Consider the following 23320-nt stretch of genomic DNA (forward strand, 5'->3'; position numbering starts at 1 on the left):
GGAGGGAAGTTTGTGGATCATAAGCGATTATTACTAATTTATGGATTATTATTTTTTGTCACAGCTATTTGGGGACTTAATATGGTTATAATTAAAGTATTGGTGGAAGCATTACCTCCACAAACCATGACGGCATTTCGAATTATGATGGCTGGGATTACAGCATTAATCATAATCGTTCTTGGAAAATCCTTTCGTCGTTTATCGAAGAGAGAATGGATTTATACGCTACTTGGAATGTTATTTAGTGTCATTCTACATCACTTGCTTATAGCAGTAGGTTTAACAATGATTGATGCTTCGAATGCTTCTTTAATTCTTGCATTAGTACCGCTTACAACAGCAATACTCGCTGTCCCGTTTTTAGGTGAACAATTAACTAAATTGAGAACAATAGGTTTTATTCTCGCATTAATTGGTGTATTTTTTATTCAAGGTGGTTCATTCAGTAATATGCAATTGTCTCAAGGAGAATTGATTATATTTATTGCTATGTTCGTCCAAGCGATTAGTTTTATTTTTGTAAAAAAGGCAACAGCAACACTCGATTCAAAACAGGTAACAACAATAATGTACCTAGTAGGTTCAATAGGTTTATTGATTATTAGTTTTATAACTGAACCTAAAGGAGTCAATGAAATGACTTCAGCCAATATATTTATTTACTTTTTATTTATTGTGTCAGGGGTAGTGGCAACAGGAGTGGGGTATATTGTTTTTAATGCATCGATTCAGCAGATAGGAGCAGGAAAAACAGCCATATTTAATAACTTTGTTCCTTTTTTTGGTCTTTTGTTCTCCGCACTTTTCTTAAATGAAACCATTACATCTTCACAATTGATTGGATTTGTGTTTATTGTAGCTGGAGTTCTATTTGGGACAGGTTATATCGAAAAGCGATGGGCGAAAAAGCATAATCGGATTTATAATACAAAAAAGAGTGTAGGATAATATACACTCTTTTCCTAGTATTAACAATTGGACGTTTTTATTTCTTCAACTAACCTGCACCGTTAGTACAACAAGCAGAAAGATCGCCGCAGCGATGTCCATCTTTAACTCTTGCACCCGATAGTTTAAGTACAATTCTTCACAAACTTCCCAGATGGAAGTGTACACTTGCAGCAATATGAACTATTTTTTGAATAACTGAATTAACTTCCTCGTTGTCTTTAATTACAAATAAATGGTCCGCTTCCCCCTCTATTGGGTCAACTATATCTGCTTTTAAAGATTCAGCCTGTTGCTTAAAAAGAACTTCCTCAAAATTTGTATATGCACCTCTAAATATATTCGTACTTCTTTGACTTTGAATAACCCGTTCTTGAAGAACATCATCGCAATATCAAAATGAACCAAGATACGGACAAACTCTTCCGTATTAAACAATTCTTCAAGTAAATACAATCGTCCTTTTCGACTTCGATTTGAGTTGCAAATAATAAAGTGAAAATCAGTATGGTTTTTGGCATATTCGACTATTAGCTTTGAGAGAGAATGCTTTAGAGTATTAGGTCCATTTTTGGGTAGTAAGTTCTTATAATAAGTATTAATAAATTCAGCGTGATTATCTTGGTCCATAACAAAAGAGTTATTTAACTGTTTTACTAAAGCATTTGCAAATGTAGTTTTTCCAGAATGAGTTTTGCCCACTGTAATAATTACTAGCCTTTTCATAATTTCAACTCCTTCGAGAGTTAGTTCTAGAAACAGCACAAAAATCCCTTTATTCACTTTCCTGTTAAATTAACCTGCTTCGTTAGTGGAACAAGAAAAGAGCTGCCTCAATGACAGCTCCACACTCTATTTGTGTAACATGAATAGAAGATTTACCATTCCTTTAATCTTTTATTCTCGTTGTCCTTGGAAAATTGGTCTTTCAATTAGTGAGGCAAAAGGTTTTAGCTTGAATAAAAAATAATGTGTACATAATGCTATTATTATCCCATTAAATATCCCTGTAACTACATCAAATGGATAGTGTACCCCTACCCATATTCTTGAAAATGCTACTCCTAGTGCAAGAAAAAACCATATATGCTTATAACGATATGATGATAACCACAATGTAAAAGCAATTACTATTGCAGATGTAGCATGGTCACTTGGAAAAGAAGAATTTGCAGAATGCTCTACGAGTTGAATAATCTCATTTGATACAAACGGTCTCTCCCTATAAATAAATAGCTCAATAAGTCTGTTTATTGAAAAAGCCAAGGTAAATGCAAACATAGCCTGAAAAGCTATAACACGAAAATTGTTTTTGTTTAATAGCCACAACATCAAAATCAATAAAATAAAAGCATATTGAACATATTCGGCAAACAAAATCATGATTGTATCTAATAATGGATAATGTTGAACTTTACTATTAATCAAATTAAACCATTCATAATCTATATCTATAAAATACATTAAACAGTCCCCTTTAATGCTTAACCTTTTTCCTCTACCTCTTTAAGATTATAACAAAATACTATAAATTACCAAAATTTAAATCAAACTTTCAAACAATAATAAGTTGATCAATTAAGCTTTAATGATAAGTAAGGTTACCTACTAAAACAAAAAAATATTGTATAATTAAAAGGTCGGTAACTATAACTTTTACACTAAATAATTTTCGGAAGGTGAGAGTTAAGTTATGCGTGGGACAATAAAAAAAGAAGGAGCATCATGGTTCGTTCTATATGACGCTGGTAATGACCCTATAACAGGTAAAAGGAAGCAGAAGAAAAAACGGGGGTTTAAAACGAAAAAGGAGGCTGAAAAATTTCTTAATGAACAATTAAATTCAATTAATAATGGAACCTATTTTGAACCTAAGGACATCACCCTAAGCGAATATCTTAGCTACTGGGTTGATAATTATGCAAAACTTAACCTAGCACCAAGAACATCAGAGCATTATAACTATATCATTACGCAACATTTAATCCCAACCCTTGGAAATATAAAAATCTCCCATTAAAGCCGTTTCATCTTCAAGAATATTATGCTCAGAAACTCGAATGTGGCAAACTAGAAGGTGGAGGTCTTTCAGCTCAATCAGTAAAACATCATCATAGACTTGTTTCAAAAGTACTGAAAGATGCTGTAAAATGGCAATTTATTATCAGAAATGTTGCAGAAGCAGTTAGTCCACCTAAAACAAAGAAAGTAGAAATGCAAACTTGGGATAATGAACAGGTGAAGACCTTTTTAGATGTAGCCAAATCCTCTGTATATTATTCTATCTATCTAACAGCTTTTTATACAGGAATGCGTCGTGGTGAGGTATTAGGGCTAAGGTGGCAAGATGTTGAATTTGAAAAATCTTTGCAAGAAGTAAAAAAGGTTGGATTAACATTTAAAGAACCGAAATCTGGAAAAAGTAGATCAATTACAATAACCCCAACCCTTGTCATGGAATTAAAAAAATTATACAAGCAGCAATTGACGGATAAACTTTTACTAGGTCAGGAATATCAGGACTTAGATTTAGTTTTTGCTCAAAAAAATGGTAAACCCATTCAACCTACTGAAATGGCAAGAAATTATCGTAAGATGGTAGAAATAAGTGGATTACCTTATATACGGTTTCATGATTTAAGGCATACACACGCTACTTTATTGTTACAACAAGGGGTACATCCAAAAGTTGTTTCCGAACGTTTAGGACACTCGACAATTGGGATCACGATGGACACCTATACTCATGTCTTACCAAATATGCAAAAAGAAGCTGCCCTTCAATTCGAGCAGCTAATTAAATAACCTATGTAAATCATTTAAAATTCAATGTTACCAAAATGTGACCAAAGATAAAATTTTATGTTGTTGGCCAACAACTTTACCTTTAAGTTAACTTCTCAAACACCCTCATAAACCCTTATTTAATAAGGTTGGCGGGACTGTGTGGGAATCGAACCCACCAGACCTGGCACGCAGGTCTCAAGCAGTTTTGAAGACTGTGGAGGACACCAGTACCCCATTCAGCCCCATAATTATTATAGTAAAAAAGATAACTATCATTTGTAATCATAATACAATGAATTATAGTAATAATCAATAGAGGTGGGGATTTTGTCATTTTTTCGACAACTTTTGCAAATCACATATAAGCTCCTTTTCCTTTACAATAATGGCGATAACTTGTCTTTTCACCATATGACAGACTATAATAGATAGATGAAAATAGTAATCTGAAGGTGAATACAATGGGTCAATTAACAGGTTGGTTTCTTTGGTTTATATTAATTTGGATCTTTGCCTTTGCCGGGGCTATGGCGATTGGCGGATTTTTTATGTTTCGAAAGTTCCTCAAAAGAATGCCAAAAGATGATGGCAAGTCGGTAATGGACTGGGAAGAATATTATGTGAATGAATCCCGTCATTTATGGGGTGAAGAAGAGAAAGCGCTTCTAGAAGATTTGGTCAGTCCGGTTCCGGAATTATTCCGCGATGTTGCTAGGCATAAAATAGCTGGTAAGATTGGCGAACTTGCTTTAAATGAAAAAGTGCCAAAAATTACAGAAGAACTCGTGATTCGCGGTTACATTCAAGCAACACCTAAAAGGGATCATAAATTTTTACGTAAAAAGCTGTTTGAAAATCGAATTGATGTAGCTCCTTATGAGCATTTATTCTAAACCGTCCAAATTTTGGCGGTTTTTTTTCATAAATTTGGATACTTTAAAAAAGAGTCAAATAGCAGGTTGGGGTGAAAGAGAATGGCAAAACGTTCGGCAACCAGGAGGCACAAAATATTTAACCTATTAATCATAGTAATTCCATGGTTATCCTTATTATTTATAGGAAAGCGTGACTTTAAACGGTATTCTTTTTCAGGTGTTTTTATTGTTATCTTTGAAATCATTAATCACTTGTACGGACACAAGCGGAATTGGTGGAAGTTTTACGATAAGAAAAAAGCATTTATAAGAGATGAACTTCCTTTTAGTGTGGGTCCATATGCCCCTTTTTCGATGTGGCTCCTTAAAATCTCAAACGGAAACTTTAAGAAGTTTGCGTTACTTAATGTAATTTCAGATGGGCTGTTTGCTTTCGTAATTATCGATGTCCTAAAAAAGTTTAAAATCATCAGTTTAGGCAGATTGAATCATATTCAATTTTTCTTTTACTTACACTATAAAGCCTATCTATTATACGGAGTCCAATATTTGTTTGATAAAATAAAACATTATCGTTATTAAAGAGACGCTCAGAGCTTATTTGCCCTGAGCGTCTTCTTACAAGAATATATCAATGTTGATTATGGACCTGTTTGTAAAGCTTTTTATAATCGAGATACATCGCGACCCGCCATGGAACAATCATGCTAAACGCCAGCAAGAAGAACATACCGCTAAGTTCACCGTAATCAATGGTTGCACTTAAGATCGTCTTCAATCCAAGTCTTACCACTAATAGACCAACTAAAATGTACATAAAAGCCTTCGAGCGTTTTAAGTAGATTTCGTTATCCCGGATTTCAAATTTAGAAGTTTTGATTAACAGAATTGAAAAAACCATCCCCAAAATGACAACCTCTATAATTTCCATACCAGTTAATCGAAATTGTGGTACCACATACATCAATGCACCGCTCGACATAAACACAGGCGGAAGGATAATTTTCCGCGTATTTGTAGGTTTCTTGGCAGCCTTCATACGTACGAATAAAGCCAATATCCCCATAAATACCGCTCCAATTGAAGAAACAACAACGAAGTTCATAGGTTCCATCCCCTATTATCTTAAAATCAAGCTATACCATATTTTAATACAAGATTTGAATTTTAGAAACCAGTAAATCCACCAAACATAGCTGAGAAAATCTGAATGATTTTTGTCATCCAATCGAAGAATAGCACAATACCCATAACAATCATGAGGTACCCACCGAATTTCATAATCTTTCCACTGTTCCTGCGAATCCATTTCATCTTGCCGACGAAGAAGGATAGGATGATAAACGGAATGGCAAACCCAAGAGAATACGCAGTCATATATAGAACCCCGGAACCCGGATTTGTTGCCGCTAAGGCAATAACTGCAGAAAGAATAGGACCTGTACAAGGAGTCCACCCTGCTGCAAAGGCCATCCCAATAAGCACAGAACCAAAATAACCTGAGGGTCGATTTTTAAATTCTACTTTACGATCCTTCATTAAAAACTCAGGTTTAAAAACACCAACAATAATTAATCCAAATAGGACAATAAATATGCCGCCAAGTTGACGAATGAGATCTTTATACTCAAGGAAAAAGCTTCCTACGAAAGAGGTGCCAAAACCAATAGCGATGAAAATCGCCGAAAATCCGATAAGGAAAAAAATTGTATGTAGAAGGCTCCGCTTTTGAAGCATGGCATTTTCCGTTTTTAACTCCCCGACAGACATCCCCGTGATGTACGATAAAAATGCAGGGTAAAGGGGTAAACAGCATGGTGAGATAAAACTTAGAAAACCCGCACCCAAAGCCAAAAATATATTTACATCCGTCATATTAACACTCCCACTATAGTCGATACTCATTCATTTTAACAAAACTTACCCCTAAAAGATAATGATTAACATGAATATTTTGTGTCTGTAGAAGCGAATACACATTTCATCCATATACCTTCTATCTTTCTATTAATTTCCACTATTATATGGATATTTTTTTACAAATATCTTTGTATTTATTCCCATCTTAGGTTATACTAGTAAAACATTGGTAGAAGATAACTATCAATGTTTTGTTTTCTATTTTTGGAGTTTCTCCGGAAAGGACCTCGGCAATGATTAAACAAGATCTTATTGAACTAATTGAAAATAAGCGTGCTGAATTAATTCAAGTCGCGGTCACCAACGGCCTGACTTCCTCCATTGCTATACGATACAGCCAAGAATTAGACCACCTTTTAAATGAATATAATCGAAAGTATATAAAGAAAACCCGCCAAGTGGCGAGTCTCTAGTGGAAAATCCTGGAAAAGAGCCAGGATTTTTTTCTTAATGCATAACATCTTCTAAACGTTCGACTGCTCCATTTTGTAAGAGGAACATTTTATGGTATAGTCCGCCAAGCGCTAACAACTCTTGATGTGTTCCTCTTTCCACAATTTCTCCTTGGTGCAAAACGAGAATTAAGTTAGCATCCTGAATCGTAGATAACCGGTGGGCAATGGCAATCGTCGTCCGCCCTTCCCTCATTTTTGCAAGAGCAGTTTGAATCGCTTCTTCTGTTTCAGTGTCAATATTAGCGGTTGCTTCGTCAAGGACAAGTATCTTTGGATTCGCTGCAATCGTTCTTGCAAAGGCGATTAATTGCCTTTGTCCGCTCGATAAAGTTGATCCTCTTTCTACCACTTTATGATTATACGAATCTTCCAGCTTTTCGATAAACGTATGTGCCTGAACAAATTTAGCCGCTTCCTCTACTTGCCCATCTGTTAAATGATGATTATGAAGCGTAATATTATCTCTGATGGTTCCGTAAAATAAAAACGGATCCTGGAGTACAAGCCCCATTTTATCTCGTAACTCTTCCTTAGAAAAATCTCGTATTGATTTACCATCAATTAAGATGTCACCATTCTCATATTCATAAAATCTCATTAATAGATTAATAATCGAACTTTTTCCACTTCCCGTATGCCCGACAAGCGCAACGGTTTCCCCTGGGTTAGCCGTAAAGGATATATTTTTCAACACATTACGCTGCCCATCGTAAGAAAAGGTTAAGTTCTTAAATTCAATTCTTCCTTCTTCAATCGATATAGCACTTTTTTCACTTTGTGCCGGTGCCAATTCCTGTTTATCTAAGATTCTAAATACACGCGCTCCAGCCACAATCGCTTGCTGATACAACGATAATCTCATCATCATATTATTGACAGGCTCAAAGAACCGCTCCAGGTAATTGACAAAGGCATATAACACACCGATTTCAACTGGACTGTCCAATGATGTGATACCGAAATAATTTAAAACAATAATGAGTCCTAAAATAAAAATCAAATCAACCGCTGGTCGTAGCAATAATCCGTCAATTTTAATATTTTTCATACCCGAGTTATAGTGCTTTTCGTTGATGTCTTCGAACTCTTTACGAAGTCTTTTTTCCTGACGAAATACCTGAATTATACTCATTCCCTGCAAGGATTCACTTAGCTTCGCATTTAATTGGCTGAGTCTCTCGCGCATATCCAAATAAAAACGGGAACTAAATTTACGGTATAAACTCATGACCAGTAGAATTAAAGGAATAAAAATCAAACAGAAAAGCGCCAATTTTACATCCAAAATAAACATGGTAATGAAAATGCCCGTTAGTAAAAATCCGCTTTGAATAAAGGTCGATAGTACAGTTACAAACATATCCTTAATCGCTTCGGTATCGTTCGTAATCCTAGAAACGATACTTCCTGCCGGTGTTTGGTCAAAATATTTTAAACCTAGTGACTGCACCTTTGAAAAAATATCAACCCGCAGCTGTTGGATAATTTTTAAAGCAATCTCCTGAAACTTAACTAATTGAAAAAATAACAGGACCGATTTTACAATATGAATTCCAAGATAGCTTACCCCAAGAATCAACAAAGGCTGGAAAATTAAATTTCCTGGTGTCAAGTAATCATCAATAAAGATCTTAACCAGAATCGGAGAGGCTAACTCTCCTAATGTCGTTAAAACGAGAAGACTGAATGCTAGAATTAATTCCTTCTTATGTGGTTTCGTATAGGATAGCAGGCGATATAAAACACGTTTTTGTTCTTTTTCAGTCAGCTGTGCTGTTTCATCTATTTTAATGTCCTCCATGCTCTACCAACTCCTCTAGCTGCTGACGTAAATACATTTCCTTATACCAGACACCGCTTGCCATAAGCTCTTCATGCGTTCCTCTTTCAATGACCTTCCCATTATCTAGAACGATGATTAGATTTGCGTGTTGGATGGCACTTAAACGATGGGAAGTAATGATCGTTGTTTTTCCCTCACGATTTTTCCTTAGTGCGGAAAGAATCGCCTCTTCCGTTTTTGCATCGACCGCTGATAGTGAATCATCCAGCACTAATACTTCTGGGTTCATTAGCAGTGCGCGTGCAATCGAAATTCTTTGTTTTTGACCGCCTGATAGTGAAACTCCTCTTTCACCCACAACAGTTTGATAGCCTTCCGTAAATTGAAGAATATCATCATGAATATTGGCCAGCTTTGCTGCGCTGAATATTTCTTCCTCTGGAACACGAGGGTTCGTAAAGGCAATATTCTCAGCGACACTTGCAGAGAATAAAAAATGGTCCTGAGGAACATAACCAATCGCTTCACGCAGTTTTTCCAGCTTATATTCTTGAAGGGAATGACCTCCAAAGATAATTTCCCCTTCATAGTCTTCAAATTCACGAATGAGAAGCTTTAACAAAGTGGTTTTACCCGCACCTGTTTTCCCGACAATCCCGAGTGTTTCTCCTCGATTAAGAGTAAAGGATATGTTCTTCAACATTGGTTCCTTTTCACCAGGGAAGGTGAACTCCCCAATGTTATATTGAATACCGCCGCTAGGCACTACCTCTAAAGCGTCTTTTTTATCTGTAATGTCGGATTTTTCACGAAGCAATGCGGCTACACGATCATAAGAAGCACGACCGCGTTCAACGATGTTAAACAACCAGCCGAATGCAAGCATCGGCCAGATTAATAGTCCTAAATAGGTCGTAAAGGCTATTAACTCACCAATGGATAATTCTCCTGCCAACACATATTTAGAACCAAAGGTAATGGCTAAGAAAAACGATATACCCACAATGATGGAAATCGTAGGATCATATAAAGAATCTATTTTTGCGACTACGATGTTTTTTTGCACAACGTCTTCTGACTGCTTTCGGAAATCCTCAATATCTGCTTTTTCCTGGCCAAATGTTTTAATAACCTTAATCCCTGAGATACTTTCCTGTGTTTTATCATTTAAGTCAGAGAAGGCTTCTTGTGCCTTGTGAAAAGTGCGGTGTAGCATAGTGCCAAACCAACTTGTAAGCACTGCCATAAATGGCATCGGGATTAAACAAATCAACGTTAATTTCCAGCTAATCGTAAATGCCATAGCCAGGATAACAAATCCACCTGTTGATAGAGAATCCACTAACGTTAGAACTCCCGCACCGGCCGTTTGTTGAATAGCCTGTAAGTCGTTCGTCGCATGTGCCATTAAATCGCCAATCCTCCGTTTCTGATAAAACGATGGTGACATACTGGTGAAGTGCTGATATAAACGATTTCGTAACTGTTTACTCAATTTAACCGCTGAACCAAAAATCATGATTCTCCAAAAATACCTTAGGACATACATCCCCAGTCCTGCAGCTACTAATATGAGCATCCACTCAAGAAGCAAGCCTTTGGTCAACGTACCATCATTAATATGGTCTGCAATTATACCTATAACCTTTGGCGGCACGAGTTGAAGAAGTGCGACAAACAGTAAAATAAATGTTCCTGATATATATGCTTTTTTCTCTTGCTTAAAAAACCAGCCTAGATCTAAAAATACTCTCATAATTGTCCCCCGAAAAATAATTGACCTTATCCTTTATTATTTTAAAAAAATCATTTCACCTCACCCGAAGGTATATTTTATCAAATATTAGTAAAATAATAAAGATTTAGACACTTATTTCCAAGTATGAAAAAAGCACCCATTTTAATGAGTGCTAGTCCATGATTATTTTGTTAATTGTTTATCCGATTCTGCTACTTTCTCTTCTGCAGATGTTTTTAATCCTTCGACTTCAGCTTTGATTTCATCAGGTACAAACTTCACTCTGTTTATATAATTAACGATTACCTGATAATCTGTTTTCATTGCAGTCAAATCCGCTGGATCATACGTTTTAGTTTGATTTTCATTATTTTTAATAAATGCTGATGCAATGTAATAGAAGTCTTTCTGTGATTCAGTCTTTAAAGAAACTGTCTGTTTGACTACTTCATCATAGTTTTTTTCTACTATCAATTTGCTGAACTGCTGATCTTCAGCTGTTAACTCTCTTTTATTTGTCTTTTCTTCTTTAGCGGCATTTGTTCCCTCTTCAGTTTTCTTTTCTTGAGGAGTAGCGGTCTCTTCCTTTTCTTGCGTTCCGCACGCTGTTAATGCTAGAAGTAAAATCAAAAAAAGTGATAAAACTTTTTTCATATAAATGCTCCTTTATCTATGTAGTTGTTCTTAGCGTAACTATTATGTACCTATTTATCCCACATTTCAATATATTTTTTTAAAATAACAATATTCTAAATAAAAGAAAAAAACCACTTTATCTATAGATAAAATGGTTTGGTTTCGTGTATTATTTGCCTTGCTGTTTATTCATAGCAGACATCATTTGGTTAATCTTCTTCTGAGAAGGCTTCATACCCATTTGCATCATCATCATTTTTAGCATTGATTTATCAACGTTTTTAAGACTAATCCGAATCCCTTATTCTATTATGAAAAGTATACCTTATTTTTACCAAAACGTCTATAATAAGTGCCATTTTTACTTAAAATTGGTTTATCATTCTTTGGATATAGTTATGGTTTTTTGATGAGATTTTCACACGTAAAAATAGTGTCAAATAACAGTACTTTCTTATATTTTACACGGTTCTGTTTTTTAACTCTGATTGGAGGAGCAGAAGTGCTACTTCACAATTCAACCTTTAAATCATTGTATTTGGTGATAACCCGCCCCCACTAAAACAAAAGACACCCTTTAATGAGTGCCTTCAATGTCTTCTCATATTCTCAATGATTTAATAAAAAGTGTTCTTTTTAGCTCTTATTAGGTCATAAATTCGACACCAAAAATCTCTTTATTATAGGCAATCAATATTATTTATTGTTTCTACTAAGAAGCAATTGTGTAGACGTATCTATATCTGAAAAGATATTCTTAATTAGTTTTAATATTTCTCTAGAATTTGTTGTTGAAGCATTATAATCAGGGTCTTCCAGGAAAGATTCCCTGAGATTAATCCTAATAGTGTTCAAAAAAGCATTTCTGATGTCGTTTGATTCAAATATACCATTAAGCAATTCCGTATCTGTATATAACTTATTGAATATACCTGCTAATATCATAGCAATTGAGATTTGAAATTTGTAGTTCCTGCTTGATACACCATAAAGTTCTTTTGAAAAAGGAAACTCACATACCTCATGTATTTTAATGATAAATTTATTGAAGTCTTCGAATATACTTTTTACTAAATGGAAGTTCTCTTGTACTTGGGTTGGATTACTTTTGTCTAAATCAGCTTTTTCTTTCATATAGTTTTCAGCATATACTAATGATTTTTCATAGTTTTCATTAATGCCATACTCTAAAATACTAAGTATTACAAACAGGCCTTCCTGCACTTTTTTCTTTTGAATCCTATCTTTGGTTATATTGTATGAATGATATAGTTCTGGCTGACCTTTTTTATTATAAAGATTGAAAGTAAAGTTGTTTATATATGTATTAAAAGGAGAATTATATACAGCATGTCGTATCTCTTGAGGAGATAAAGGCTTTGTTCCTTTGTTATATCTGTTGAATATCTCAAGTTCAAATTCTGTACCTGGAAAGTCTTTGAATATAGTTACCAGCAAAGTTACTTCGGTAAATTCTGATTTTGTATCTATATGTAAATCATTAAAACTTTTACCATCAAGACCATTTAAAAGTTTTAATCCATTTAGTTTAAATTCATTATTGTAAAATCTGTATAACGCACGAAGTCTATGTTGACCATCAACAACATTTGTTACCCTTACATTATTATATCTGTCAGTAGCCAAGAAAATAGGAGGGATTGGGATTCCAACTAAAACAGATTCAATAAGTTTTATTTCATCCTCAATAGAAAATCTATACTCTCTTTGATATTCTGGGGCTAGAATAATTGAGCCATTATATTTTAAAATTTCCTCATCTTTTAACTCGTGTTCAATTGTTTGCAGTTCGTAACCTTTGTTAATTCTGTCAATTAATACACCGATGGCTAAGTTTTCAATTTCAGGGTTAATTTTATATGTATTCATTTATTCCTCGCCTCCTTCTTGTATGTATCTTAAATATTCGCTAATACTGTCTCTCATCAGTATGTCTTTACTAACAGAAGACAATTCAGGATATATTTGTGTGAAACCTACTCCCATTGCATACAGAGAGACAAGAATATCCTTTTTATGCTTGCCACATATAATGACTTTTCTCAAAATATCATCTGCTGTAACTTTTTCTTCTAAAGGCACCTCAGTATCCTGGAAGTATAAGAAAACTCCGTTTTGGGCATTGATGCGATTATTAAGCTTTCTTCCTTGGACAATTACTGGGCCATTGAAGTCATCTAGTTTTAAATCTCTATCATTTTCATTTGATAGCACGATTAAATCTGTTCTATTGCTATGTAAAGTATTTAATTTTTTGGGGTCTAAAAACCAAACAACAGCATCTTGAGAGTCATCATTTGTAAAAGCTCTTTCTACCGCAAACATTAAAGCAATGATATGAGACTGAGTAAAGTCTAAAAGTCTAGTAGGCAGGCCATAGTGTTGAGCATGAATCATCCACTCGTATGCATTCTTAATATCCCATGGAGAGTCCATATAATAATGACTATTTATTTTAAATTGATTCAAGAAGTGAGCTACTGCTTGACGAGTAAACTTTCTGTTTCCTTTTGAGTCTTTTCTTAGTGCACTGGGTAATAAAGGGTAATCACCAGTTTGTCCTCTCGATAGACTAAATACATCAGGTAATGCTTCTACATACGACATGTACTCACTTAATTTTGTAATTTTTTCTTCTTGCTCTTCTTCAAATACTTCCATATCCTCTTCATTTTTTTGTTCAACTACTAACTGACTCGCCGACTCACTTGTCATTCTTTTTTCTCCCTTATTTGTATTTCTATGGATTTTAAATAATTAGACTTGTTAATAGAATTATAATACTCCATTAAAATTAGGTAAATAATAATCTTGAATTTATTGGTAGAATTAATATTCTGTGTTGAATGGACTACCAGAGAATGACCTTCAACTAATTTATAGATTTGAACAGAAGAAAAAATTTACTTCCGGCAATATTATCTACCTCTACGTTTCGATTTAGGATTTAGTTCAACATTGGGTTGTAGGTGTGCTACCACCTCATAGAAAATCATCCCCATCAAAATTATATATACTACCCCCTTATCTAAATTAAAGGACACCCACTACTAAGTGGGTGCCTATAATATCACCTCATTACTATTCCTCTTCTTTATTTCCTATACCAAGTAGCTTTTGATACACTTGTCATACCTTCTATTTCTTTTACTGATATTTTTGGATATTAACAAACATTTATTTTTAGGTAAATTTCAGGAGTTGGAGTGCCTATATTCTTTTCCATATTTAAATTATCAGAAAAGGTGAAACGATACCTCAAGGAAAAAAAACTCATTTAAGAGTGATAATAGATTGTTCGTATTCTTCAATTATTTTATAGACTGTGTTCTTTTTTAACTCCAATAAGGTAAACCCTGATTGTAGGAGTAGAAGAGTTTAACCCTATTTCATTTTATAAACTTTTGTAAATGGTGATTACCATGCCCCACTATAAACAATGAGACACTCAAGTATAACGTTTAGTGATAAAAATATGTAAATTGGTCTAAAAAGTAGGTTATTCCCCCTATTTTAATCGCTTGAGAATCTCTCTTAATTCCTCAATTTCATATGCTGGTCTTCTACTGTGAATTACAGAATGGCAATTTGGACAGACAGGTCGCAAATCTCTAATAGGGTCTACCTCATACTTACTAGCAATTTCATGTAATGGTTTTAAATGATGAACTTGGATAATACCCTTGGCTAATTCTCCATACGCTTTTTCAAAATTAAAATTACATACAACACAATTATATCCATAATGATTCAAACTTTCTTGTCGTGCCTTTGAGTTCCTTTCATATTTATTGACCAATACCTTTTGAACAGAGCCTTCAGAGTAAGTAGAATTATTTGCAATTTCCTCAGCCGTGAAAGCACTGTTATTAAGATATGAAACCCTAGTATTTCCATTAGAAACCTTTAGTTCCGTTTTTTCACTCAGAAGTTCTTTTATCGTAAAGTAACAATGGTTTGCTTGGTGCGGATGCTTTGGCTTATTTTTTAATTCAAGGAAAGGCTTTAACATATAGAATTTATAAGGAGTATTCTGTTCATTAAAATGATATGTATTTTTTCTTTCCTCTATATAACGAATAACTCTTTCCTTTCGCTTTGTATCTTGGATTGTATTATTAATCATATTTATGTCATAGGGGTCAAGTATAAAAATATCCTCAACAAAATATAATCTCTCCATTACACCTCCCTTTCCCCTAAATGTATAATAGAGTGAATTTTTATATGGATACCCCTTCTTATCTGGACGTGCATGGATTCCATATTTATATATTAAATCTAAAGTTCCACTTGCAGGTATTGAAATAACTTCCCTCTCATATTCCTTCAAATCTGCTCCCCCCCTGACAAATTAATCAAAGCATTTTAATGTCACATTGAACAATAAACTCATATTAATTTAGACTAATTACTCATGATATTTTTCTGGGAATTTCCATTAGTTCTGTATTTTAATATTATATCACCTTGCGGGTGCGGGACAGCTCAAGCATATTTCATTTATAAAACTTTTGTTTTTGGTAATAACCTACCCCCTTATTTCAAATCCACGTTATTTGTAAGATGTTAATCATTTTCCATATTATTTTATTACGTTATATTTATAGAACACACAAACTTTTTTCTAAATAATTATACACTGATTTACAAAGTGAATTTCTAAAATAATAGAAGAGTAATATTAATAACACTAAATATCTATTCCTAAAAAAACAAATAATAGGCGGAAGGTCTAATTCTAGTCATTTGGGTCGATTAAACAAATATAAGTAAATTTTTCGTTACTATCGACCCATATTTACAATATAATGAAGTAAGGGAGAGACTCAAAATTATAAACGAGTAGAAAGTAGGAGGAATTTGTAAGAGAAAACATTGTAACTATTAATAATAGAATTACTTCATTTGCTAATAATATTGATATTAAAAACTACTTACAAAAAAATTTATTACAGAGATTCAAGATCTGGATATTAGGAATGAAGTAATCGAAAGGTTTAAGAATCTTAATTATGTACGGCCAGAATAAAAGATACTGCTAACGAATTTGTGGATAATAATAAAGATCTTGAAAATTTTTGGGATACATTAATTATATCCCGTGCTATATTGGCTGGATTTAATACTTCAAATCTGGATGTTAGATCTAGTTGTTATGATTCAATTAAAAAGAAAATGATATTATTGGGGAGATTATATGGCAAATATTATATGGCAAACATTTTCTGAACAAGAAAAAGAAGAATATATTCAATTTTTGAAAATATTCGGTTCGTTGTCAGGATTATTTAAAGATAATCAAGAGGGGAATAATGCAAAGAAGCCATATCTTTATTATCGTAATCATGAACAACTTTATGCACGCTGTTTTAATGTTGAGGACTTGACACGTAAAGATAGTGCTTTTGATGCATTGGCTCACGTAGGTGATAAGAAAGTAGGTGTGGGATTAAAAACATGGATTCACACTGGTGATTTAACTTATCAAAAAGTTGCTGAATTTAATAAGTTGGCACCAACTGAAATTCGGCCTTTGATAGATCATGCCACTCCTGAAGAAGTGATTGCAAAAGTTTCCAAATTGAGAAATGAGCGTATTTGGTTGGATAAGCGTTTGTATAATACACTGGAGGGCGATGATATTTATCATTATATTACTCGTGATGACGATGTAATGAATATCATTGAAACAACATATGACTTGGTTCAAGAAGATAGCTTGAAATTGATTTCATCAAATGGAAAAACATTTTCATTTACTGATGGATTGAGAAATTATAAGTTTTATGCAAGTAAAAGTGTTTTGTTAGAAGAATTTGACGCAACAAAACCAAATATTATTACAACTGTTCCTATTAGGCAATTTGATGATCCATTTGAATTATTGCGAACGATTGATTTTGCTGAAGATAAAACAATTCAAAAAATAGAGGAAGTAATTTACTTGCCTTTATATTCAGATGTGTCTTTTACAGTTGAAGAACATTCAGGATTTAATGCTTGGAATGGTAAACCAAAAACAAAAGGCTCGTTAACTCCTAGACCAGTATTTGAAGCCTATGCAACTATTCCGTCATGGATACATAGACTATTTCCTCGTTTCTTTGTTATTGATGCTTTCGATAAAAATGAAATAAAAAATTCGGATGGATTTAATTTACATTTGCCGGATGGAAGAATAATTCAAGCTCGTTGTACACAAGAAAATGGGAAAAGTTTACAAACAAATCCACAATCAATTTTAGGTAAATGGATCTTACATGATGTTTTAGGATTAGGGGCTAGAGAAGTTTTAACACTTAAACGTTTAAATGATTTGGGTGTTGATAGTTTGAAAATAACTAAAATTGATAATGAAAATTTCAAAATAGATTTAGCTGAAACTTATGCGTTTGAAAAATGGAAGATTGATTTGCGTAGCAAATTAGAAGAATTAAAGAAAGATAATCCACGATTACGATTGCCAGTTTTTCGTGATGAACTATTTGAAGCTGAATAACAATCATACACTTATTTTGGGGTCTAGCCGATAATCTAGTATATTATTAGAAAAGACACTTTTTGTAATATAATATAAAATACACTTTTACCCTATATAAAATTGAGAGTAAAAAAATGATTTCATATAAAAGAAGGAACTGTCTCAGTATCACTTATTATTGAAAAACTAGGCTCATACTCTAAACAAAAAAGTTTCGCCACAGCATTACGTGATTAGATCTAGTCCTTACGATGCAAATTATTGGCTATGAAGTTACTTTATTACGGGTACAAGTTAAATCGCAACATTTATTATTTCTTTTAAGATAGAGAGTGGTGGGCAAGGTATAGACCATGCCCACAAAAGAAATCAAGCTATCCCGCTATCTAGAAAATTGGGAAGTTATTAAAGATATAGCTGTCAGGTTATCAGTTAGGAATGAATAACATCTTTTTCTACAGCTTTATTAGAAGTTAATGCCTTTAGTATTTCTTTTGCAATTAATGAAACAACATCTACTGAAACAGCATTTCCTGCTTGTTTATATAGTCGTCCATCAGAAAATTCTCTCCCTCTAAATTCAGTAGGTAACTCATAACCATTGCCAATTGGAAACCCTTGTAATTTAAAGGTTTCAGCTGGAGTTAATTTTCTTACACCGTCTTTTACCTTAATCAATGGCACATTGTGTCCACCAGTTCCCATATTAGCAGTTAAGGTAGGACAAACTCCATTTTTATTTTTCCTTACATACATTCCTCTTCTTACTTGGTAAAACTCGTACTCTTCGTCAATTTGTTCTGCAATATTAACCCTTTGTTCGTTTCTTTCGTTCTCATTCATACTAAGGTATTCTTCTACAGTTAAAAAATAAGATGGGTATTTTTCTTTTGTATAATAATATTTTTCGCTATTTTCCTTTGTTAAATGAAGGTCTAGAACTCTTCTTATATCTTCTTTTCTTTGTTCCTCAGTTTTCTCGAGTTTAATTTTGTCAATTTCTTCAAATAAAGTAAAGTGTTCTGCAACCTTTGAATCTAGAAATGCAACAATATATATTCTTTCACGATTTTGTGGCAAACGTGTCACATCTTTTGTATTAATTACCCTTTCTTTAACCGTATAGCCTAAATATTCTAATTGCGCTTTTATAACCTGGTATGTTCTACCCTTATCGTGAGTTTTAAGATTTTTTACGTTTTCAAGACAAAGAACAGAAGGCTTGTCTTGTCTTTCATCTAATAATTTAATTAGATCAACGATACTCCAGAACAAATTCCCTCTTTCATCGTCAAAACCTTTTCTATTTCCAGCTATACTGAATGCTTGACAAGGGAAACCACCTACTAAAACATCTATTCTTTGTTCCAAAATTTCTTTCTGCATTTGAATATATCTTGTTCTTTCTTCTTTATCTACTTCACGTTCAGGTTTAACAATTTTTTCAATGTCTCCATGAAACATTTGATGGTGGAAATTATGTCTATATGTTTCAACTGCGTACTCATCAATTTCATTTGCCCATATTATATCGTACTGGTCTTCTTTAAAAGTGGCCTTTTGAAATCCCAGATCAATACCACCGACACCAGCGAATAAACTACCTACTTTATAGTTCACATTTTTAGCTCCCTTATCAAGATAATAGTATAGTATAGTATTATCTTATCATTCTCTATTTGAAATTACAATTTGTTTTTTCAAGACCTTAAATTCCTTAATTAGTTTTCTTAATGAATCGCTTCTGTTTTTCCCCTCAAAGGATTCTATAAAGATAATGTCTTCTTCTGTTAATTGAAAGGTATATCCTTTCATTTTTAATTTATCAGGGATTTCTTTTCTACCAGAACCTTTTCTTGCTCCACCCCAACCAGTATCCAATATAATCACCCTTTGTTATTGTTAACGATCAATTATAGCATATTTTCATTTATTTTTTGAATTACAAAGAAGTTTTAAAAATTGGTAGTGCTTTCCCTCGGTTCGTCTTATATTAATGTTTAAATAAGTTAGATCGACACTAATTTTAGTATTAATATTTAGAAATACTAAAACAAAATCACTATGATTATCCGTGACACTTACAAGGTAATTTACAGGAGACTCCTATAAAGGCTTAATGTAAGAGAAAAATCTATTTAAACGAGGGATGTTATGGTTGATAACCTAACCAAAGAAGCGAGAAAAAAAAATATGAAGGCAATCCGCTCTCAGTCAAAATTAGAAAATTTAGTATCCCGTGAACTTTGGAAAAGAGGAACTAGATTTAGGAAGAATGTAAAGACATTATTTGGGAAACCAGATATAGCTATTCAAAAATATAAAATAGTAATTTTTATCGACTCATGTTTTTGGCACGCTTGTCCTATACATGGTAGCAGACCTAAAAGCAACCAAGAATATTGGGATAAAAAACTTAGTCGAAATAAAAAAAGAGATGATGAAGTCAATGAATATTACAAGAAAAATAAATGGCATATAAAAAGAGTATGGGAGCATGAGATTAAACAAAGTCTAGATCAGATAATAAGTGAACTTATTGACTTTATTGAAAAAAGCAAATCAGAGTAATAATTGTGTACTTTTAATAATACAAAAAAGAGCGAAATTTGATCGCTCTTTTTTGTGTGATGTCTTCTTTCTATTTCAGTTTTATCACCCTCCATACAACTGTATAAATGAAGTTAAAGTGAATTTTTATATTACATTCAATATTGTAGTTTTTTACATACATCTAAATTTTATTTTCTAACAACCCTAACATTTGCTCCCTTATTTTTCCCCAATCTTGATTCAAATTAATCGTATAAATTCTTATTGTAGTATCTATTATTTTATTACCTACCTGAATAGGTAACGAATATGTTTCATCGATCGAAGTTCCATTAGTTGGATATACCAAAATACCCCGTGTGCTTATCGTATCATGACTGTGGTTCAAATAGGAGTAAAGTTGGTATAAGTGGCTACTCCTTATTTTCCTTACATCAAAGTAATCAATTAATGTTTTCGAATAATATTTGGCATCGATTATAATCTTCTGTTTTTGATCTTTACTAAACAATGAAATATCAGTATTCATCTCTGGAACTAGATTTTGGTTTCCAATGCCAAGATTCCATTTAAGCTTTTCAACGCGAGATTGAAAAGCATTTTGTTCGTATTTAAAAAAATTCAATATGAACTTTTCAAAAATTATCTGCATTTTCTTTTCATCATTTAATATTTCGAACAAATTTAATTCACCATCATGCTCTGACACGTTTTGTAATTCATAAATAAGACGTGCTAAGAGTAACATTGTACGATAATAAAAATTATTTCTATTTAGCAGAACACTGATAAAATGTTTACGTTGTATCTTTATGGTCTCCACTTTTGAAAGTCCATACAATAGTGAGCGAATATTTATTTTATAATTTTGGGGTAACTGACTTATGCCTATTAAATTTACAAGTGTTGTTTTTAATAACTGATTCAGCAAGTTATTTTCATCAAACTCATCTATTTCACAAGTCAAATACGACTTACTATTCATAATTTGTTGCATAGATTGATTAAATAGAACTTTTCCCCTTAACTGACTAGTCTCTTCTTCAATACTTCGATAACTCTTATATAAGTCTCTTTTAATAATTTGATCCGCTTCTTGAATAAATAGTTTGGCAATAACGATTAAATTGGGCAAATCCTTATCAGCACTATTAATTGCTCGTACCAACTCTGGCATTTCATTTGCATAGCATAAAATACAGAATAGATTTCGGATTGGGACTTTATATTTCGAATCGTCCATTTGTTAGCACCTCAATAAGTTCTTTGCACTTTATTTCATCATCGAAATAATACTCTTCAATTAAAGGAACTAATTCATACTCAACTATATTATTATACCAATTACTTATTTCATGAACTCCCTTTACATTTGTAAAATAGGCATGTCCAATTTCAAACCCTTTTCCTAATCGAAAATCATTTCTAATTTCTTGATTAACTTTATTAATATTATGGACGATCATATTAACAAATTGTTCGCTAATTCCCTTATTGGATAAAAAAGTTACAAATTTATCTAGTGCTTCCCCATTAAATGCAGGTTCAATGTGAACAAAAGAAAATCGTCTTCTAAGGGCAAAGTCTAAATTTGCCAATGATCTATCTGCAGTGTTCATAGTGCCAATAAAATATATATTTCCAGGTACAGTAAACTCTTCTTTTGAATAAGCGAGTCTAATCTTCTTCCCTCGTTTGTCATTTTCGATAAGCATAAAAAGTTCACCGAAAATTTTAGATAAGTTTCCACGATTAATTTCATCGATTATCACGAAATAATCTCTTTCAGCATTTTGTAAAGCATCTTCTACAAATTGTTTAAATAAACCATCCTGCAATTCAAATTTCCCCTCTTTATTGGGACGATAACCTTCAATAAAATCCTCATAAGAAAAGGATTGGTGAAACTGCACCAGTAAAAGTTGTTTTTCTGTTACATTAAAAGTATTTTTTATTAATTTTTCTGCTATATATGTTTTACCTACTCCCGGAGAACCCTGAAGGATAATGTTTTTTTTATATTTTAGTAATTCAATGATTTTATATTGCATTTCACCACTAATAAAGATGTCATCTAATTTTTGTAACTCTTCTTCTTTTTCTACTACTTGTATCTCTTCCTCATTTTCTTTAATATTAGGCAGTTGGTTTTTATTTCCGGAGTTTAACAAAGTTTCTAGGTTATTATACTTTATTGGATTTCCTTTACCCTTATGGAATTTGCTTACGTCAAGGTTAATAAGCTTATTACGGATCTCGTCTGATGCGAGCCTACCTATAAGAATAAATCTTGCCTCTTTCCCCTCATTTTGGTCAGGCTCATGACCATGTAGTTCATAAACTTCTTTAATATTATTTTGGTACACTGCACAAAAATATTTTAAATTCCCCTCTTCTAATTTGTCTAGGCTAATTACCCAGCTTATACTTGTTGCTTTATATAGTTCTTCAGCAGACATTCCTTCAACATATGATTTATTGATTTTAATTAAAATCGTATCTTCAATAGTCACTTTTTAACCTCCATAATCATTTTTTGGAGTTCTTTATTTTTACGAACTTTTAGTTAGTGTCCGAGTGATAAACCCAATATATCTCTTTATATCACACAATGTAAGAAAAATTATCGAGAAGTTACGTAATAAATCTGAATAATATTGTGGGGATTGGTCAGCTCAAAGTTTTACTGAGTATCAAAATAGTATTACTGGTGAAAAGTACCCCTAAGTTTAGTTAGGTACTTACCATACTCAGGAAATACTGTCCCATATTAACAAGTAAAATAGGTGGCTATTCCTATAGATTCATTACTAGCAAAAGTAAAGTTATTTAAAAAGAAGTGTAGGTATTTATACCGACACTTCTTTTGTTGTTTTCATTTTCACATAACCAAGGAGATCCTTTACCAATTTTTCTATTGTAACGTTATCTTCATCTTCACATTTGGCTCTAATACTTCAGTTTTATATGAAGCCTTCACACCTTTTAAAGTTTCTTCAACATAGTAAGCAATTTCATCAACATAAAGTTCTTCATTCCTCTCAATGACTACTTCACCTTCAGATTGTAGTGTGATTAACGCCTTTCCAACTTCCCCCAATATTCCGTTCATTGTAA

Annotated in this window: 22 protein-coding genes, 1 tRNA gene and 2 pseudogenes; 8 read left to right on the plus strand and 17 right to left on the minus strand. The window is 33.0% G+C overall.

Annotation, left to right across the window (positions count from 1 at the left end; genetic code table 11):
* The first annotated feature begins 12 nt into the window (after positions 1–12).
* Positions 13–951 carry a DMT family transporter gene (locus QFZ31_RS11140; RefSeq protein WP_307303035.1) on the plus strand — a complete coding sequence of 313 codons (939 nt, stop codon included), beginning with the start codon at positions 13–15 and terminating at the stop codon, positions 949–951.
* 139 nt (positions 952–1090) lie between these two features.
* On the opposite strand, the pseudogene QFZ31_RS11145 reads toward QFZ31_RS11140, so the two are convergent.
* A pseudogene (locus tag QFZ31_RS11145) lies at positions 1091–1677 on the minus strand (AAA family ATPase).
* Positions 1678–1848: 171 nt separating this feature from the next.
* A complete protein-coding gene (locus QFZ31_RS11150) occupies positions 1849–2415 on the minus strand; it encodes a phosphatase PAP2 family protein (RefSeq protein WP_307303036.1) in 567 nt (188 codons plus the stop codon).
* A 229-nt stretch (positions 2416–2644) separates the two neighbouring features.
* Between QFZ31_RS11150 and QFZ31_RS11155 the strand changes: the two genes are divergently transcribed.
* Both QFZ31_RS11155 and QFZ31_RS11160 read left to right on the plus strand, forming a co-directional pair.
* A complete protein-coding gene (locus tag QFZ31_RS11155) occupies positions 2645–2971 on the plus strand; it encodes an Arm DNA-binding domain-containing protein (protein ID WP_307303037.1) in 327 nt (108 codons plus the stop codon).
* A gap of 194 nt (positions 2972–3165) precedes the next feature.
* A complete protein-coding gene (locus tag QFZ31_RS11160) occupies positions 3166–3756 on the plus strand; it encodes a site-specific integrase (RefSeq protein ID WP_307303038.1) in 591 nt (196 codons plus the stop codon).
* A gap of 129 nt (positions 3757–3885) precedes the next feature.
* Here QFZ31_RS11160 and QFZ31_RS11165 read toward each other — a convergent pair.
* Positions 3886–3982: transfer RNA gene (locus QFZ31_RS11165), tRNA-Sec, on the minus strand.
* Between the two features lie 217 nt (positions 3983–4199).
* Here QFZ31_RS11165 and QFZ31_RS11170 point away from each other — a divergent pair.
* Complete coding sequence (locus QFZ31_RS11170) at positions 4200–4631, plus strand: DUF2621 domain-containing protein (protein ID WP_307303039.1); 432 nt, start codon at positions 4200–4202, stop codon at positions 4629–4631.
* 81 nt (positions 4632–4712) lie between these two features.
* Entirely contained in the window at positions 4713–5195 is a 483-nt protein-coding gene (locus QFZ31_RS11175; protein ID WP_307303040.1) for a hypothetical protein, read from the plus strand.
* A 49-nt stretch (positions 5196–5244) separates the two neighbouring features.
* Here QFZ31_RS11175 and QFZ31_RS11180 read toward each other — a convergent pair whose 3' ends face one another.
* Together QFZ31_RS11180 and QFZ31_RS11185 are read right to left on the minus strand one after the other, a co-directional pair.
* Positions 5245–5718: a CcdC family protein gene (locus QFZ31_RS11180; protein WP_307303041.1), complete on the minus strand. Its 474-nt coding sequence runs from the start codon at positions 5716–5718 to the stop codon at positions 5245–5247.
* A gap of 62 nt (positions 5719–5780) precedes the next feature.
* On the minus strand, positions 5781–6488 hold the full coding sequence (locus tag QFZ31_RS11185; RefSeq protein ID WP_307303042.1) for a cytochrome c biogenesis CcdA family protein: 708 nt from the start codon (positions 6486–6488) through the stop codon (positions 5781–5783).
* Positions 6489–6766: 278 nt separating this feature from the next.
* Here QFZ31_RS11185 and QFZ31_RS11190 point away from each other — a divergent pair, with 278 nt between their 5' ends.
* On the plus strand, positions 6767–6946 hold the full coding sequence (locus tag QFZ31_RS11190; protein WP_307303043.1) for an aspartyl-phosphate phosphatase Spo0E family protein: 180 nt from the start codon (positions 6767–6769) through the stop codon (positions 6944–6946).
* 34 nt (positions 6947–6980) lie between these two features.
* Here the strand turns inward: QFZ31_RS11190 and QFZ31_RS11195 are convergent, their stop codons facing one another.
* The 7 genes and pseudogenes from QFZ31_RS11195 to QFZ31_RS11225 all read right to left on the minus strand — a co-directional run bounded on the left by QFZ31_RS11195 (position 6981) and on the right by QFZ31_RS11225 (position 15499).
* Positions 6981–8789, minus strand: a complete 1809-nt coding sequence (locus QFZ31_RS11195; protein ID WP_307303044.1) for an ABC transporter ATP-binding protein — start codon at positions 8787–8789, stop codon at positions 6981–6983.
* Positions 8776–10527 (minus strand): ABC transporter ATP-binding protein, encoded by a 1752-nt coding sequence (locus QFZ31_RS11200; protein WP_307303045.1) that lies wholly within the window; start codon positions 10525–10527, stop codon positions 8776–8778. The genes QFZ31_RS11195 and QFZ31_RS11200 overlap by 14 nt, the downstream gene beginning before the upstream one ends.
* A 165-nt stretch (positions 10528–10692) precedes the next feature.
* Entirely contained in the window at positions 10693–11163 is a 471-nt protein-coding gene (locus QFZ31_RS11205) for a hypothetical protein (RefSeq protein WP_307303046.1), read from the minus strand.
* 151 nt (positions 11164–11314) lie between these two features.
* Positions 11315–11422, minus strand: a pseudogene (locus tag QFZ31_RS11210) (YneF family protein); the annotation flags it as partial.
* A gap of 419 nt (positions 11423–11841) precedes the next feature.
* Entirely contained in the window at positions 11842–13035 is a 1194-nt protein-coding gene (locus QFZ31_RS11215) for a DUF262 domain-containing protein (protein ID WP_307303047.1), read from the minus strand.
* The gene (locus tag QFZ31_RS11220) at positions 13036–13881 is read right to left on the minus strand and encodes an FRG domain-containing protein (RefSeq protein WP_307303048.1); all 846 of its coding nucleotides are present in this window, start codon (positions 13879–13881) and stop codon (positions 13036–13038) included. It lies immediately after the preceding gene.
* Between the two features lie 793 nt (positions 13882–14674).
* Positions 14675–15499, minus strand: a complete 825-nt coding sequence (locus tag QFZ31_RS11225) for an HNH endonuclease (protein WP_307303049.1) — start codon at positions 15497–15499, stop codon at positions 14675–14677.
* An 867-nt stretch (positions 15500–16366) separates the two neighbouring features.
* On the opposite strand from QFZ31_RS11225, the gene QFZ31_RS11230 reads away from it, so the two are divergent.
* The gene (locus tag QFZ31_RS11230; RefSeq protein ID WP_307303050.1) at positions 16367–17668 is read left to right on the plus strand and encodes a restriction endonuclease PLD domain-containing protein; all 1302 of its coding nucleotides are present in this window, start codon (positions 16367–16369) and stop codon (positions 17666–17668) included.
* 414 nt (positions 17669–18082) lie between these two features.
* On the opposite strand, the gene dcm is transcribed toward QFZ31_RS11230, so the two are convergent.
* Entirely contained in the window at positions 18083–19270 is a 1188-nt protein-coding gene (gene dcm, locus QFZ31_RS11235) for a DNA (cytosine-5-)-methyltransferase (RefSeq protein WP_307303051.1), read from the minus strand.
* A gap of 48 nt (positions 19271–19318) precedes the next feature.
* The gene (locus QFZ31_RS11240; RefSeq protein WP_307303052.1) at positions 19319–19531 is read right to left on the minus strand and encodes a hypothetical protein; all 213 of its coding nucleotides are present in this window, start codon (positions 19529–19531) and stop codon (positions 19319–19321) included.
* Between the two features lie 273 nt (positions 19532–19804).
* Between QFZ31_RS11240 and QFZ31_RS11245 the strand changes: the two genes are divergently transcribed.
* On the plus strand, positions 19805–20221 hold the full coding sequence (locus QFZ31_RS11245) for a very short patch repair endonuclease (RefSeq protein WP_307303053.1): 417 nt from the start codon (positions 19805–19807) through the stop codon (positions 20219–20221).
* Positions 20222–20384: 163 nt separating this feature from the next.
* Here the strand turns inward: QFZ31_RS11245 and QFZ31_RS11250 are convergent, their stop codons facing one another.
* The 3 genes from QFZ31_RS11250 to QFZ31_RS11260 all read right to left on the minus strand — a co-directional run bounded on the left by QFZ31_RS11250 (position 20385) and on the right by QFZ31_RS11260 (position 23315).
* A complete protein-coding gene (locus QFZ31_RS11250; protein ID WP_307303054.1) occupies positions 20385–21446 on the minus strand; it encodes an McrC family protein in 1062 nt (353 codons plus the stop codon).
* Positions 21427–22716 carry an AAA family ATPase gene (locus QFZ31_RS11255; protein ID WP_307303055.1) on the minus strand — a complete coding sequence of 430 codons (1290 nt, stop codon included), beginning with the start codon at positions 22714–22716 and terminating at the stop codon, positions 21427–21429. Before QFZ31_RS11255 ends, QFZ31_RS11250 begins: the two co-directional genes overlap by 20 nt.
* A gap of 401 nt (positions 22717–23117) precedes the next feature.
* On the minus strand, positions 23118–23315 hold the full coding sequence (locus QFZ31_RS11260) for a hypothetical protein (RefSeq protein WP_307303056.1): 198 nt from the start codon (positions 23313–23315) through the stop codon (positions 23118–23120).
* Between the last annotated feature and the right edge of the window lie 5 nt (positions 23316–23320).

Origin of the sequence: Neobacillus niacini (assembly GCF_030817595.1) — a bacterium.
GTDB lineage: Bacteria > Bacillota > Bacilli > Bacillales > Cytobacillaceae > Neobacillus > Neobacillus niacini_G.

Bases quoted from the DNA above. Each gene is read 5' to 3' on its own strand.
- QFZ31_RS11150 (WP_307303036.1), bottom strand. From the start codon at position 2,415: ATGTATTTTATAGATATAGATTATGAATGGTTTAATTTGATTAATAGT.
- QFZ31_RS11155 (WP_307303037.1), top strand. From the start codon at position 2,645: ATGCGTGGGACAATAAAAAAAGAAGGAGCATCATGGTTCGTTCTATAT.
- QFZ31_RS11160 (WP_307303038.1), top strand. From the start codon at position 3,166: ATGCAAACTTGGGATAATGAACAGGTGAAGACCTTTTTAGATGTAGCC.
- QFZ31_RS11170 (WP_307303039.1), top strand. From the start codon at position 4,200: ATGGGTCAATTAACAGGTTGGTTTCTTTGGTTTATATTAATTTGGATC.
- QFZ31_RS11175 (WP_307303040.1), top strand. From the start codon at position 4,713: ATGGCAAAACGTTCGGCAACCAGGAGGCACAAAATATTTAACCTATTA.
- QFZ31_RS11180 (WP_307303041.1), bottom strand. From the start codon at position 5,718: ATGAACTTCGTTGTTGTTTCTTCAATTGGAGCGGTATTTATGGGGATA.
- QFZ31_RS11185 (WP_307303042.1), bottom strand. From the start codon at position 6,488: ATGACGGATGTAAATATATTTTTGGCTTTGGGTGCGGGTTTTCTAAGT.
- QFZ31_RS11190 (WP_307303043.1), top strand. From the start codon at position 6,767: ATGATTAAACAAGATCTTATTGAACTAATTGAAAATAAGCGTGCTGAA.
- QFZ31_RS11195 (WP_307303044.1), bottom strand. From the start codon at position 8,789: ATGGAGGACATTAAAATAGATGAAACAGCACAGCTGACTGAAAAAGAA.
- QFZ31_RS11200 (WP_307303045.1), bottom strand. From the start codon at position 10,527: ATGAGAGTATTTTTAGATCTAGGCTGGTTTTTTAAGCAAGAGAAAAAA.
- QFZ31_RS11205 (WP_307303046.1), bottom strand. From the start codon at position 11,163: ATGAAAAAAGTTTTATCACTTTTTTTGATTTTACTTCTAGCATTAACA.
- QFZ31_RS11215 (WP_307303047.1), bottom strand. From the start codon at position 13,035: ATGAATACATATAAAATTAACCCTGAAATTGAAAACTTAGCCATCGGT.
- QFZ31_RS11220 (WP_307303048.1), bottom strand. From the start codon at position 13,881: ATGACAAGTGAGTCGGCGAGTCAGTTAGTAGTTGAACAAAAAAATGAA.
- QFZ31_RS11230 (WP_307303050.1), top strand. From the start codon at position 16,367: ATGGCAAATATTATATGGCAAACATTTTCTGAACAAGAAAAAGAAGAA.
- QFZ31_RS11245 (WP_307303053.1), top strand. From the start codon at position 19,805: ATGGTTGATAACCTAACCAAAGAAGCGAGAAAAAAAAATATGAAGGCA.
- QFZ31_RS11250 (WP_307303054.1), bottom strand. From the start codon at position 21,446: ATGGACGATTCGAAATATAAAGTCCCAATCCGAAATCTATTCTGTATT.
- QFZ31_RS11260 (WP_307303056.1), bottom strand. From the start codon at position 23,315: ATGAACGGAATATTGGGGGAAGTTGGAAAGGCGTTAATCACACTACAA.